Origin of the sequence: Candidatus Sarcina troglodytae (assembly GCF_015708635.1) — a bacterium.
In the GTDB taxonomy this organism is placed as follows: domain Bacteria; phylum Bacillota; class Clostridia; order Clostridiales; family Clostridiaceae; genus Sarcina; species Sarcina ventriculi.
Map to the genome: position 1 here is coordinate 1,994,665 of NZ_CP051754.1, position 14,513 is coordinate 2,009,177.

The 14,513-nt window shown below is 27.1% G+C and carries 15 protein-coding genes and 1 riboswitch; of the genes, 1 reads left to right on the forward strand and 14 read right to left on the reverse strand.

Annotation, left to right across the window (positions count from 1 at the left end; all coding sequences use genetic code 11):
* Nucleotides 1-159: 159 nt before the first annotated feature.
* A riboswitch (purine riboswitch) is annotated at nucleotides 160-257 on the reverse strand.
* A gap of 166 nt (nucleotides 258-423) precedes the next feature.
* The 7 genes from HH195_RS09210 to groES all read right to left on the reverse strand — a co-directional run bounded on the left by HH195_RS09210 (nucleotide 424) and on the right by groES (nucleotide 7,231).
* Entirely contained in the window at nucleotides 424-846 is a 423-nt protein-coding gene (locus HH195_RS09210; RefSeq protein ID WP_196370917.1) for a type II secretion system protein, read from the reverse strand.
* Nucleotides 847-981: 135 nt separating this feature from the next.
* A complete protein-coding gene (locus HH195_RS09215) occupies nucleotides 982-1,746 on the reverse strand; it encodes a prepilin peptidase (protein ID WP_196370918.1) in 765 nt (254 codons plus the stop codon).
* A 116-nt stretch (nucleotides 1,747-1,862) separates the two neighbouring features.
* The gene (locus HH195_RS09220) at nucleotides 1,863-3,158 is read right to left on the reverse strand and encodes a TRAP transporter large permease (RefSeq protein WP_196370919.1); all 1,296 of its coding nucleotides are present in this window, start codon (nucleotides 3,156-3,158) and stop codon (nucleotides 1,863-1,865) included.
* Nucleotides 3,158-3,709, reverse strand: coding sequence for a TRAP transporter small permease (locus tag HH195_RS09225; protein WP_070101207.1), 552 nt, complete (start codon nucleotides 3,707-3,709; stop codon nucleotides 3,158-3,160). The genes HH195_RS09220 and HH195_RS09225 overlap by 1 nt, the downstream gene beginning before the upstream one ends.
* Before the next feature lie 47 nt (nucleotides 3,710-3,756).
* Nucleotides 3,757-4,839, reverse strand: a complete 1,083-nt coding sequence (locus HH195_RS09230) for a TRAP transporter substrate-binding protein (RefSeq protein ID WP_196370920.1) — start codon at nucleotides 4,837-4,839, stop codon at nucleotides 3,757-3,759.
* A 437-nt stretch (nucleotides 4,840-5,276) separates the two neighbouring features.
* Entirely contained in the window at nucleotides 5,277-6,902 is a 1,626-nt protein-coding gene (gene groL, locus HH195_RS09235; RefSeq protein WP_058993824.1) for a chaperonin GroEL, read from the reverse strand.
* Between the two features lie 44 nt (nucleotides 6,903-6,946).
* A complete protein-coding gene (gene groES / locus HH195_RS09240; protein WP_055260054.1) occupies nucleotides 6,947-7,231 on the reverse strand; it encodes a co-chaperone GroES in 285 nt (94 codons plus the stop codon).
* A 406-nt stretch (nucleotides 7,232-7,637) separates the two neighbouring features.
* Here groES and HH195_RS12720 point away from each other — a divergent pair, with 406 nt between their 5' ends.
* Nucleotides 7,638-8,279 carry a TIGR01906 family membrane protein gene (locus tag HH195_RS12720; RefSeq protein WP_196370921.1) on the forward strand — a complete coding sequence of 214 codons (642 nt, stop codon included), beginning with the start codon at nucleotides 7,638-7,640 and terminating at the stop codon, nucleotides 8,277-8,279.
* Here HH195_RS12720 and HH195_RS09250 read toward each other — a convergent pair.
* From HH195_RS09250 to HH195_RS09280, 7 genes are all read right to left on the reverse strand, one after another.
* Nucleotides 8,276-9,211 carry a DNA-3-methyladenine glycosylase family protein gene (locus HH195_RS09250; RefSeq protein WP_055260052.1) on the reverse strand — a complete coding sequence of 312 codons (936 nt, stop codon included), beginning with the start codon at nucleotides 9,209-9,211 and terminating at the stop codon, nucleotides 8,276-8,278. The genes HH195_RS12720 and HH195_RS09250 overlap by 4 nt on opposite strands.
* On the reverse strand, nucleotides 9,202-9,627 hold the full coding sequence (locus HH195_RS09255; protein WP_112365373.1) for a C-GCAxxG-C-C family (seleno)protein: 426 nt from the start codon (nucleotides 9,625-9,627) through the stop codon (nucleotides 9,202-9,204). The genes HH195_RS09250 and HH195_RS09255 overlap by 10 nt, the downstream gene beginning before the upstream one ends.
* 20 nt (nucleotides 9,628-9,647) lie before the next feature.
* Complete coding sequence (locus HH195_RS09260; protein WP_055260050.1) at nucleotides 9,648-9,947, reverse strand: hypothetical protein; 300 nt, start codon at nucleotides 9,945-9,947, stop codon at nucleotides 9,648-9,650.
* A gap of 108 nt (nucleotides 9,948-10,055) precedes the next feature.
* Nucleotides 10,056-11,447: an NADPH-dependent glutamate synthase gene (gltA, locus tag HH195_RS09265; protein ID WP_196370922.1), complete on the reverse strand. Its 1,392-nt coding sequence runs from the start codon at nucleotides 11,445-11,447 to the stop codon at nucleotides 10,056-10,058.
* Nucleotides 11,447-12,337 carry a sulfide/dihydroorotate dehydrogenase-like FAD/NAD-binding protein gene (locus HH195_RS09270; protein WP_196370923.1) on the reverse strand — a complete coding sequence of 297 codons (891 nt, stop codon included), beginning with the start codon at nucleotides 12,335-12,337 and terminating at the stop codon, nucleotides 11,447-11,449. Before HH195_RS09270 ends, gltA begins: the two co-directional genes overlap by 1 nt.
* A gap of 363 nt (nucleotides 12,338-12,700) precedes the next feature.
* A complete protein-coding gene (locus HH195_RS09275) occupies nucleotides 12,701-13,330 on the reverse strand; it encodes a redox-sensing transcriptional repressor Rex (RefSeq protein ID WP_055260077.1) in 630 nt (209 codons plus the stop codon).
* Between the two features lie 448 nt (nucleotides 13,331-13,778).
* On the reverse strand, nucleotides 13,779-14,363 hold the full coding sequence (locus HH195_RS09280; RefSeq protein WP_196370924.1) for a zinc dependent phospholipase C family protein: 585 nt from the start codon (nucleotides 14,361-14,363) through the stop codon (nucleotides 13,779-13,781).
* Between the last annotated feature and the right edge of the window lie 150 nt (nucleotides 14,364-14,513).

Here is a 14,513-nt window from a genome sequence, read left to right on the forward strand (position 1 = left end):
ATTACCGATTTTAATAAAATTATAAACTCAATGTCTTTTGCTAAATCATCTTTATTATTAACTTAATATTTATTACATAAAATAAATATTAAAAAATCAAAAAAGACGCATTAACTCTATAGTGAAGTTAATACGCCCAAAACTATTCAAAACGCTTTAGACTATATTAAATTCACTCATAGACGGAATTTTAAGGTTTCCGGTAGAGACACCCTGCCATATTCAGGGTTTATACGAGCGATTTATTTTATCATTAATTTTTTTAATTATAATTCATGATATAAAAGTTGTCAACGACTGTAATTGTATTTATTTATATTCATAATATTTGTATAAATTTATTTTTAATCACTCGTTTTTTATATACAATTAATAAAAATTATAATTTTTATTATGTTTTTTATTAATTTTTACCTAATATTATTAATCAGTACATATATTACCCACACTTACAACGATATTACTTCCTCCTTTGTTAACAGAAATTTTATATAACTCATCATTATTACTTCTAGGAGGTTTTACATCATTTAAAGCACTATTTAAAGTCTTAATTTTGTCTGAATTTTTATCTATTCCATTAATACCTTTATTTTCACCAGTCGCATTATAAGTTAAGTTTACTGTTTGCTTTGACGCGTCTATAGTTTCATCTATGACAAAGGTAGTTATAATTCTTTTTATTGCCTCACAACTTTGTTTATCTACCTTCTCATTAACACTAGTTTTAATAGATGTAAAATTAGGAACTGCAATAAATGTCATTGTAGCTATTATAGCCAAAACTACCATAAGTTCAACTAAAGTAAATCCTTTCTTTCTTTTTATTAAATTAATATTTTTCATATAAACCTCCCATACCAAAGTGATTTTAATTTCATAAATTTTATATTTATTAACTATAATATTGCTTTATACTTTATATAAAATTAAATTATTTATGTTTTATAGACATTAATTTCAAGTAATACATTATCTTAGTTAAAAGGTGAGCAAAGATAAATAATAATTAATTATATCTTCATAAAAAATGACAGATACAAATGTCGCTATAGACATATATGGAACAAATGCAACATATTGTTGCCTATTTTTTTTAATATATTTTATAATAGCTACACAGGATACTAATAATATTGATAGATACATACTTAAAAACACTACTCTCAATTCTAAATACAAACTTAAAATCAAAAATATCTCCAAATCTCCATAACCAATTCCATCGATTTTCTTTACCTTTTTAACTATAAACATAATCCCGTATATTAGAAATAATGGAATTATTACTTTTAAAAACATTGATAATATTTCTTTACCATTTAAAATATCTAAAATAAAAAACAATACTCCACTAACTATCCCAATTATTGAAACATTAAAAAAAACGTATTGAGTATTGTAATCAATAAAAGACGACACCATGAGAATCGAGAACAATAAGCCATATTTAATAAAATTTAATGAAAAATTAAAATATTTAAGCAATACTACAAACATAATTCCTGTTAAAATTTTTATTATGACATGCTGTATCCCTATGTTTTTATTACAGTTCTTACACTTTCCTCTTAAATTTAAAAAACTTAATAATGGAATTAAATTGTAATATTTTAACTTACTATTATAATTATTACAACAATAATTAGGATATAAGACACTTTTTTCTTGTGGTATTCTATCTACGCAAGTACTAAAAAAATTTCCCAAAACCATTCCATAATAAAATACAAATATATATTTCAAAAGAATTCTCCTCTTATCTCTTTTATATTAAATATTGACACATATATCATTTCATATTCACTCCATAAAAAAATAATGCTTGCAATACATTTCTTGCAAACATTATTTTATAAATTTTATAATCCTAAAATATTAGGTATAAATAAACTTATTTGTGGTATAAATGTTACTAACATTAAAACTGTAACTATAGCTACGTAAAAAGGTAACATGTGTTTTATTACATTTTCTATCTTAGTTTTTCCAACTTTACATCCTACAAACAATGTATTTCCAACAGGCGGTGTAATATTTCCTATACAAAGATTAAATACTAGCATTATACCAAATTGCACTGTGTCCATTCCAAAATTTTGTGCTATTGGTAATAATATGGGTGTAAATATTAAAATAGCTGGAGTTAAATCCATAAATGTTCCTACTACTAACAATAAAATATTCATTGCTAATAATATCAACACTTTACTACTTGAAATTCCCAAAATAAACTCTGTTATTATAGTTGGAATATTAGTAAAAGCAAGAACCCATGACATTATTGATGAAGCTGCTATTAAAAATATTATTGTTCCCGTCATTTGAACTGATGACATAAGTATTCCCTTTATATCTCTTAATTTTATTGTTCTATAAAATACAAATGCTAATAAAAATGAATATACAACTGCTATTGCAGCAGCTTCTGTTGCTGTAAAAATTCCACCTAAAATTCCACCTAAAATTATAACTATTAACGATAAACTAGGAATTGCATCCCAAAGAACCTTACCAACTATTTTTGCCGTTAATTTATCCCTTTTTACTGTATAGTTATTTTTCTTAGCTAAAATGTAAGCAACAACCATAACACTGACACCCCAAAGAATTCCCGGAATATATCCAGCCATAAATAAAGCTGCCACTGATGTTCCTCCACTTACAAGCGAGTATACAATTAATGAATTACTTGGAGGTATTAATAGTCCTGTAGGAGCTGATGATATATTAACAGCTGCACTATAGCCCGCTTCTTTTTCAATAGGAGCCATCGTTCCACCAATTGCTGCACAAGCTGCAACACCCGAACCACTTATAGAACCAAATAACATATTTCCAACAACATTTGTATGTGCCAAAGAACCCGGAAGTTTTCCTGCAAGTAATTTAGCTACATTTACAAGTCGTATCGCTATCCCTCCTGAATTCATTATATTTCCTGCAAGAACGAAAAAAGGAATTGCAAGAAGTGAAAATGAATTTATTCCTGTAAATATACGTTGAGATGCTGTAAATACAGCATTTTCCCATGGAAGTGCTGCTAAGACACCTATGACCGAAGATATTCCTATCGTTACAGCTATCGGCACTCCCACAATAAGTAATACAGCAAATACTACTAAAAGCAATAATCCAGTTGTTAATGCTAAACTCATTACTTTTTACCTCCTACTAACAACTCATTTTTAACCCCTTTCACCTTTAAATTTATTAAATTAGATTTTTTCTTTTTAAGATTAGTAAAGTCTTTTTTTAAGCTTATCAAATTTAATAAATTGTATGCACACGTAAACAATCCTGAGAATGGTAATGCTAAATATATATACCCCATAGGAATTTGTAATGATGATGATGCTTGTGCCATAGATAAACTACACATTTTAAACCCACCAAAAATTAACACAAGTGCTGAAAATCCTAAAATCACAATTTCAGCAAAAATTTTTAACTTTATTTTATTACTTTCACTAAATTTATCAAGAATAAAAGTAACTTTCATATGATCTTGCTTACCAAAAACATAAGCTGCTGCAAATAGAGATGTCCAAACAAATGCTATAAGCGTTAATTCTTCTGTAGCAGTACTTGGATTATTTAAAATATAACGTGATATTACTTGCCATGATGCAGTAAGTGTCATTAGAACTAATAATGTACAACAAATAGTTTCTAAAAATTTATCAAGAATTTTTCTTAAACCACTCATTTTATTTCTCCCCTTAATAATTAATTAAAATTTTATTTATGATTATTTTATTCTTCTGTTTCTTCTAAAACACTATCCTCCTCATATTCTTTGGCTTTTGCAACTTCAATTCCCTTTGCTTTTATTTTATCGTATATAACCTTCATATTCTCATCCTGAGTATACTCTGCATGTAAATCAGCCATTTTATCTTGAAATGGTTTTACATCAGGATAATAAAATTCAACGCCCATTTTTTCTGCTGTAACCTTAGCCTCTTCTACACTCTGTTCCCATTTTTTAATTTCCCATTCATTTGCAATATTTGCTGCCTCTGTAAATATTTGTTTTTCTTCATCAGTAAGCCTGTCTAGTAGACTTGTACTAATAATTAAAATATCTGGCAACATAGCATGCATATTGTATGAATACACCTTAGCAACTTCGCCATGCTTATTATTAACAAGAGCTAACTCGTTATTTTCAGCTCCATCTATAACACCTTGTTGTAAACCTGTATAAACCTCTCCAAATGACATTGGTGTTGGTGATGCTCCTAACGCTTGCAACATTTTTACATTCGTTGGACTTGTTTGAACTCTTATCTTTAATCCCTTTAAATCATCTGGTGTTTGTATAACTTTATTTTTAGTATAAATGTTTCTAACCCCTGCATCGAACCAAGTTAATCCTACAAATCCACTACTCTCTGTTGAATTAAATACTTCCCCCATAATATTTTCATCATTCATAACAGCATGATAATGCTCAATACTGTCCATTATATATGGGAGATTAAACACTGTATATGCACTATTAAATGCTTCAAGAGCTCCAAGTCCCGCAACAACCATATCTACTGCTCCTGTTTGTGTAAGTTCAATCGTTTGTGTTTGTGGGCCTAATAATTCATTAGGAAATATTTGAACGTCTATATTATTATTTGTTTTTTCTTCTATATACTTTTCTAATTCAAGTAAAGCACCATGTATCGGATGATTTTCATTTTGAACATGTGCTACCCTAACAACCCTTTTAGCTGTATTACTTTCAGCATTCGTACTAGACGTTTGACACCCTACAAATCCTAATGAAAATGTACTAACTACACTAATAATTAATAACTTAGCTATTAATCCCCTTTTTTTCATAACTTTCCCCTTTAAAACAATATGTTATTTTCAAAAACTTACCTAATACCCTTTTAGTTAATAAATTAAAAGAATATAAACCCAATTATTTATTAATATCATTTTGTCAACCTTTACATAAAACATTGACTTTTAACATCAAACATTTTATATTTAATCCTCCCCCTTTATAAATGTATATTAAATACTTATAAGTAAATTATATTATATTTTCAAAAACATTTACATACTTTCTTATCGACAAATATTTCACAATTTATTATTATAAATGCTTAAATCATATATTATTTTTATATAACAATTCTATTGTCTATCAATCAAATTAAAAAATTATATTAAAAAAGCATATCTTTTAAAGTTTTAGAAAACCTAAATACTTGAAAAGATATGCTATTAACACTACTATTTAATTTAATGCACTAATCCTACGCTTTATTTTAGTACATTCCTTCCATTCCACCCATTGCTGGATTTGGCATTGGAGGGTTTTTTTCAGGAATATCAACTACAGCAGCTTCTGTTGTTAAGAATGTTGAAGCAACTGATGCTGCATTTTGAAGTGCTGATCTTGTAACTTTTGTTGGATCAACTATTCCTGCTTTAATCATGTTTTTGTATTCATTTCTTAAGGCATCATATCCCATGCCTTGTTCACTATTTCTTACTTTTTCTATTATAATAGAACCTTCAACCCCTGCATTATGAGCAATTTGTCTCATTGGTTCTTCTAAAGCTCTAACTATTATATTTATACCTACTTGAACATCAGCTACATCAGAAGTTAACTCAGCTACTTTATTTATAACATTCACATAAGCTGTTCCACCACCTGGAACTATACCTTCTTCTATCGCAGCCTTTGTAGCAGCTAAAGCATCCTCTATTCTTAATTTTCTTTCTTTAAGCTCTGTTTCAGTTGCTGCTCCAACCTTTATTACTGCTACACCACCTGCTAATTTAGCTAATCTTTCTTGTAATTTTTCTTTATCAAATTCAGAAGTTGTTTCCTCTATTTGCATTCTTATTTGATGAACTCTATTTTTAATTTCTTCTTTGTTTCCTCTGCCATTTACAACTGTTGTGCTTTCTTTAGTTACTTTAACACTTTCAGCTTCCCCAAGCATTTCCAATGTAGTTTCTTTTAAATCTCTTCCAAGTTCTTCTGAAATTACTGTACCACCTGTTAAAATAGCTATATCTTGTAACATTTCTTTTCTTCTATCACCAAATCCAGGAGCTTTAACAGCAATACATGTAAATGTTCCTCTTAATTTATTAACAACTAATGTTGCCATAGCTTCTCCTTCAATATCTTCAGCTATTATTAAAAGTTTTCTTCCATTTTGAACTATTTGCTCTAATAGTGGTAATATATCTTGAATATTAGTTATTTTCTTATCTGTTATTAAAATATATGGATTATCTAATTCAGCTTCCATTTTTTCTGTATCAGTTACCATATAAGCTGAAACATACCCTCTATCAAATTGCATACCTTCAACAACATCAAGTTCTGTTTCCATAGATTTTGATTCTTCAACCGTTATAACACCTTCATTACCCACTTTCTCCATAGCATCTGCAATTAGCTTACCTACATTTTCATCTGCCGCAGAAATTGCTGCAACTCTTGCTATGTCCTCTTTACCCTCTATTGGTTTAGATATAGATTTAATCTCCTCTACTGCTTTATCTACTGCCATTTTTATTCCACTTCTTATAAGCATTGGATTTGCACCAGCAGTAACATTTTTTAATCCTTCTCTCATTATAGCTTGAGTTAAAAGAGTAGCTGTAGTTGTTCCGTCTCCTGCTACATCATTAGTCTTTGTTGCAACCTCTTTAACAAGTTGTGCTCCCATATTTTCATATGCATCTTCAAGTTCTATTTCACGTGCTATAGTTACACCATCATTTGTTATAAGTGGTGAACCAAATTTTTTATCTAATATAACATTACGTCCCTTTGGTCCTAAAGTCACTTTAACGGTATTAGCTAGCTTATCAACACCCTCTTGCATAGCTCTTCTTGATTCTTCACCAAATAATATTGTTTTAGCCATAAATAAAAAACCTCCATTTACTTTAATTTTATTTTAAATTTTAATTACTCTACAATCGCTAATATATCATCTTGTTTTAAAATTGTATATTCATTACCTTCTACCTTGACTTCTGTTCCTGAATATTTTGAGTATAAAACCTTATCCCCTACTCTTACTTCCATTTCTACTCTTTTCCCATCAGACATAGCTCCAGGCCCTACCGCTACAACTTGAGCTTCTTGTGGTCTTTCTTTAGCTGCACCAGTTAAAACAATACCGCTTTTTGTTGTCTCCTCAGCTTCTAATTTTTTTATAACAACTCTATCTCCAAGTGGTTTGATATTCATTCAGAACTCCTCCTCAAATTTACAAATTAAACATAAAGTTTTTAGCACTCACTAATCAATAGTGCTAATATTTAATATTATAATAGACAATTTATGAATTAATTTCAACAGTAAAGATTTGCATTTTATTAATTTAAATCTTTATTTTTAATCAAATCCATTGATTATCTCCTATTATCTTATTTTTACTCCATTTTTCTATTTAAAAGAAAATTAATAATTTTATTATATTTTTTGTAAATTATGTCAATAATATTATTATTAATTTTTCACAATATTAACAAACATAAAAAGCTTATAAACTTTAACAGCTATTTCTATTTATACTAATCATATTAATTTATTATTACTAAATAAAAAATTTTTTATTTATAAATTTATCTTATGTACAAAAGGAGAATTAATTTTGATAAAAAAAATTGGATTTATAATATATTTATTTACTTCATCAATATTATTTTCTATTATTTGGGTTTTGAATTCATCAATACTTATGCACAAATTATTTGTAAAATCTACAAATTTAAACTTAAAAATAAACTTACCTTCTAAATATATATGCTCAGATTATAAAAATATTATAAACTATTTAAGATTTCCTTGGATAAACAATTTAGAATTAGATTACTTTTCTATAAGTAATACTGCCTACATTCATTTTCAAGAAGTAAAAAATATTTTTTCAATAATTTTTATAATTGCTTTTATTATTATTTTTATCTCAATAATCCTCTACTATTTTTATGAAAAATCATTTTTTATGAATTTAATTAAAAATTTTAATTATTATTTTTATTTTATTATTTTATTTATTTTCATCCTTTTTATTTCCTTGTTCACTAATTTTTCTTCATCTTTCACTATTTTTCATAATATATTATTTAACAATAATTACTGGATTTTTAATCCGATAAAAGATTCTGTAATATTAATCTTCCCTGAGGAATTTTTTATGATATGTGTATATTTTATATTAGCAATCATTTTACTTATTTCTTTTATATTAAAACTATATTATCATAAGATAAAAATAAAAAAGGGATTTTAAAATTTAATCCCTTTTTCTCTAGCATAATAAAAAAGATACTGTTGAGCAAACCCTGACAATTCCCCAAATTTTTCTCTAGCAAATACCCTTATTTTATTTAATGATGTATCATTAGCTCCATAAAAATGAATCATTGCTCTTTTTACCCATATATCTACAGGAAATGCAGAATATTTTTGCATAGAAAATAACATTATACAATCAGAAACTTTTGCACCAATTCCCTTAAATTCTTGAAGTGCTTTATGGCAATCATTATCTGACATATTTTTTATTTTTTCTAAATCATATTTTTCTAGCAACTCCTCAATAATTTCTTTTGATTCATCCAATTTTTTTTCTTTAGCAAGGTTGCACATATATATCTTATTTGTTGTATCTACTATATATTTACTTCTAAAAGAGCCTCCTAAATTTTTTATTTCCTCTACACTAGCTTTAGAAAGCTCTTCTATTGTTGGAAAAGCATAATATATCTTTCCTTTATAGTCTAATTTTTTCCCATAAGCTTCACATATATTATTTATCGTTTTTGATATTACAGGTATACTATTTCTAGCTGATATTATATATGATATTACAAGTTCAAAAGGATCCTGATTTAAAATTCTTATTCCATATCCATATTCGAGTGCAACTTTTAAAATTTCATCTTGAGATAAAATGTCTTTTATTTTTGAATAATCTCTCTCTAAATCAAAATATTTAATCCATATATTTTTAAAATCTTCTTCACTTGCATTATATATAGTTACTGTATCATCCTCTTGAAGAACTTCTATAACTCTTCCATAAGCCACTCCAATATAATTATTTTCTTTTTCTTTTTTCCACCTAAAACATTGTCCGCACTCACAAATTTGCTTTATATTAAAGTTTTTAATATTATTTATTACTACTTTGTTATCTAAATAGTGTATATCTAATCCCATTTCACTATATTTTTCCTTTCACGTTCAATTATCCTTGCTAAAATTTTTCCTGCCTCTTCTAAAATGTAAATACATCTTCTATCATCATTCTTTTTATATCTTTCCTTAAGTTCATCGCATTTATACGTTTTTAAAGTTTCATGAAACCTTTGCATAAATTCTTTTGTAAGTTCTTTAACTATGACACTTTCATGACCTCTATCCTTTGTAAACATAATACCTATCGTTGCTACTGCTCCAGAAGCTACCCCACAAACTCCCTCTATCGCCATTCCTCCACCAAATCCTGCCATTATTTTAAATTCTCTTTTAGAAAGCCCTAAATCGTATTCTTCATTAGCAGCATAAAGCATACACTCAGCACAGTTTAAATCATATTTTTTATCCCAATATTTATTTATTAAATCTATTAACATCTTTCTTTTCCTTCTCTATATTAAACTTCTTCAAATTCAACATCTATTGCATCTTTATTATTAATATCTATATTACTTTTCTTGTATGAACCACTTTTTGAATTTCTTGTTTTATAATAACCCTTATTATAATTATTACTGTTAGCTTTATCATGAATGTTTCTATTGTTTAAATCATTAAATTCTTTAACAATTTTATACCCAACCTTTGCAGTATCTATGGTTTCTTTTGCCATATGCACAACATCTTTAGCAGTATCAATATATTTTTTAGTATTAACTTTTAAAACATTATATTTTTCTTTAATTTTATTTACCATTTAATAAAACCTCCCTAAAAAAATAGGTTTATAAAACAAAAATAATGCAATTATTAATGTTTTATATATTATACACCAATAATTACACTATTCAAATATACAAAAAAACTACTTAATACCGTTTCCTCTTAAATATTTATCTATAGCTTTTGCAGCTTTTTTTCCAGCCCCCATAGCCAATATAACTGTAGCTGCACCAGTTACCGCATCTCCTCCTGCAAATACACCATTTATTGAAGTTTGCCCTGTTTCTTCACACGCTACAATACATTGCCCCTTACTTACATTTAATCCCTTAGTATTAGATGTAATAATTGGATTAGGTGATGTACCTATGGACATTATCACAGTATCGACATCTAAAATAAACTCAGATCCTTCAATCTCTACTGGTCTTTTTCTTCCTGAACTATCCGCACCCTTAAGTCTCATTTTTACACATTTCATTGCCTTAACCCAACCTTTATCATCTTGTATTATTTCAATTGGACTAGTTAAAACTTTAAAGTCTATTCCTTCTTCCTTAGCATGATAAATCTCCTCAGCTCTAGCTGGAAGTTCATTTTCGCTTCTTCTATAAACTATTGAAACTTTCGCTCCAAGCCTTAATGCAGTTCTTGCTGCATCCATCGCTACATTTCCTCCGCCAACTACAGCTACTTTTTTCCCAATTTTTATAGGAGTATCATAATTTTCATCAAAACCTTTCATTAAATTATTTCTAGTTAAAAATTCATTAGCAGAAAAAACCCCATTAGCATTCTCTCCTTTTATTCCCATAAATTTAGGAAGTCCTGCCCCTGACCCTATAAATACAGCTTGAAATCCTTCTTCAAAAAGTTTTTCAATACTAACCGTTTTTCCAACAATAACGTTTGTTTCTATCTTTACACCTAATTTTTTAACATTCTCTATTTCACGTTTAACTATCTTATTCTTAGGCAATCTAAATTCTGGTATACCATATACTAAAACTCCACCAGCTTCATGTAAGGCTTCAAATATAGTTACATCATATCCAAACTTAGCTAAATCTCCAGCACAAGTAAGACCTGATGGTCCACTTCCAACTATAGCAACTTTTTTATTATTTTTATTTATATCATAAGTTATTGAAATATTATTCTCTATCATATAATCCGCAACAAATCTTTCTAATTTTCCAATCGCAAGCGCTTCGCCTTTTAATCCTAAAGCACATTGACTTTCACATTGAAGTTCTTGCGAACAAACTCTACCGCATATTGCTGGAAGTGATGATGATTTCCCTATTATTTTAGCAGCTTCTTCTATATTTCCAATTTTAATTTGTTTAACAAACTCTGGAATATCTATATTCACTGGACATTTTTCCTTACATTTAGCCTTTTTACATCCTAAACATCTGTTAGCTTCAAGCAGTGCTTCTTCTTTACTATACCCTAAGCATACTTCTTCAAAATTTTTAACTCTAATTTTAGAATCTTGTTCTCTCAAGGGAATTCTTTTAGAATTTATCATTATTTATCACCTCCACACATTCCACATCCCCCACTATGAGTTTTTCCCTCAATATTTTTTAAATATTTTTTTCCTTCTTCAGTTTTATATATGCTTTGTCTTTTCATTGCTTCATCAAAATCTATTTTATGAGCATCAAACTCTGGACCATCAACACATGCAAATTTAACCTTTCCTCCAACAGTTACTCTGCAAGCACCACACATACCTGTCCCATCAAGCATTATTGGATTTAAACTCACAACCGTAGGAATATTCAATTTTTTTGTAAGACGTGCTACAAATTTCATCATTACCATAGGTCCAATGGCAACCACTAAATCGTATTCTTTATTTTTAATATTTACTAAATCATTTATTTTATCTGTTACAAGTCCCTTCATTCCATATGAACCATCATCCGTTGTAATATAAAGATTACCTACCTCATTTTTAATTTCATTTTCAAAAATTAACATATCTTTATTTTTAGCCCCAATAATGACATCTGCTTTTATCCCTTTAGAATTTAACCATTTAACTTGAGGATAAATTGGTGCAACTCCAACACCTCCAGCTACGAAAAGTATCCTTTTATTTTTTAAACAACTTATATCTTCATTTACAAATTGTGATTCAACACCTAAAGGTCCAACAAAATCTCTAAAATAATCACCTTTATTAAGCAATGACATTCTTCTAGTTGATTCACCAACAACTTGAAACACTATTGTTATTATTTTTTTATCCTTATCATAATTACATATAGTTAAAGGTATTCTTTCCCCTTTTTCATCTATCTTAGCTATTATAAATTGTCCTGGTTTTGCAGCTTTAGCTACTCTAGGAGCTTTTATATTCATAAAATAAATACTTTCAGCTAATTGTTTCTTCTCAACTATTTCATACATGCAATTCCCTCCAAATAATTCACAAGCTAATACTTTATTTTATAAAAATTTAAAGTACAATAAATATTTTTCAGCAAACATTTAAACTCCACAAAATTTAAAAACTGATAACTCTACTTAACTCTATTAATTCATTTAGATAATAATTACAATTTATTTTAGTTTATATTTTAAAATTTACTTTTAATTTAATTAATTAAATTCACTATTTATTTTATTAAAATATCTATATTTTTATTTTTTTAGTTATTTATATAAATATTTTTTTAATTTTTAGTTATAAAGTTAACAAAATAAACAAAAAAAAATGAAGTATTTTGTATAATACTTCATTAAAAATATATTATGTTAAATTCAACGAAATTATTTATCATTTAATTGATACACTAATGTGTATAAGCTCTCACTTAAATGAACATTTTCTACTGTAACATCTTCAGGAACATCTAAATCAACAGGGGCAAAATTCCATATAGCTTTTATTCCACCTCTTAATACCTCGTCACAAACCCTTTGAGCACTAATTCTAGGCACACATATTATAGCTATATCTATTTTATTTTCTTCCAAAAACTTTGGTAAATCATCAATATCTCTTATAGCGACATCTCTTATTTTAATTCCAAGCATTTTAGGATTTGCATCAAATATACCTGTTAATTCAAAACCAACTTTATCAAATTTGGTATAATTGGCAATTGCTTGCCCTATATTCCCAGCCCCTATTATTACTGTATTATACCTTTTATCAAGCCCTAAAATTACTCCAATTTCATTATATAGGTCTTTAACATTATATCCATAACCTTGTTGCCCAAAATCACCAAAACAATTTAAATCTTGACGTATTTGAGATGCAGTAAAACCTATTTTTTCACTTAATTCTTTCGAAGATATTCTATCAACATCATTATTTATAAGCTCTTGAAGATATCTATGATACTTAGGTAATCTTTTAATTACAGCCATAGATATATTTTTCTTTTTCTCTATCACAATTAAACACCTCTTTTACATTATTTTTATAAAGCTTATTTTGCAAACTTTGTTATAAATTTATTTATCCTATTTCTATTTTATCATATTTACATAAAATTTATCTATATTTTAACATTACTTATAACTTTATGTTATAATTATAAATTTTTCACCTTATTAATATATACCTCTTAAAAAAATAAGGCTTGGTGTAACACTATAACTACGTACACAAAGCCTTTTACTCTAAAAGAGAATATTAATCTAAGCTTGGGAATAAATCCCACAATCCATACTTCTGCCTGAAAGTATTCTTGCTCTTCTATTATATAAAATCTGATTTTTTCTGTCAACACCTTTTGACATTTTTCCTTATATGTATATTAAAATTTCACTTATTTATTTATTAAAACTATATTTATTTAAGCCTAATTAATAAAATACCCTGCTAACAAAATAAAAATTATATTATTTTACTAATATATTTTCCATTAAAGCTATTATTTATTATACATTCTAAAATATAATCAATAATATTACTGCATACATAATATGCAAAGCTTATATCATTATTAAAATTACTCTCTTTTTCATGTTGCCTAAAACAATTTTCCATAAATAATCCTATATCACATATCTGCATTTGAGCTATAGCATTATCAAAATTAAATTTTTTAGCTTTGCTAGCTAGTTTTTTTTCATAACTAATATGCGTAAATATTTTATATTTTTCTCTCCAAGTTTCACTATGTGCTATACAGAAAAAATCACATAAAAAGTGACAAATGACTCCAAGTTCCTGACTAAACTTAATAATAGCTATATTTTTCTCTATATCCATAATACTAAGTTTTGAAAGATTTATTATTTTATTTAATACCATAGAATAAGATTCTTTTGCATAATGTTTTTTTAATTTATATTTTGATAATATATCTGGTTTTATATTCCCATATATGAAATTGAAATTACTTAACATATTCTTTTTATTCTCATTCATGTTTTTCAAAATATTTTTTGCCATTAACATATGTGTGCCTATTAACATTTTTTCTCCTTAGTTTTAACCACTTTGCTTATAAGATTTTAATATAAAATCAAATAAAAATTAATATAAATTTTATCAATAAAAACAAATTTAAACCCCACTAAGAAATCTATAAATAGCTTATTCCTTTCCTAATGGAGTCTAATTTAT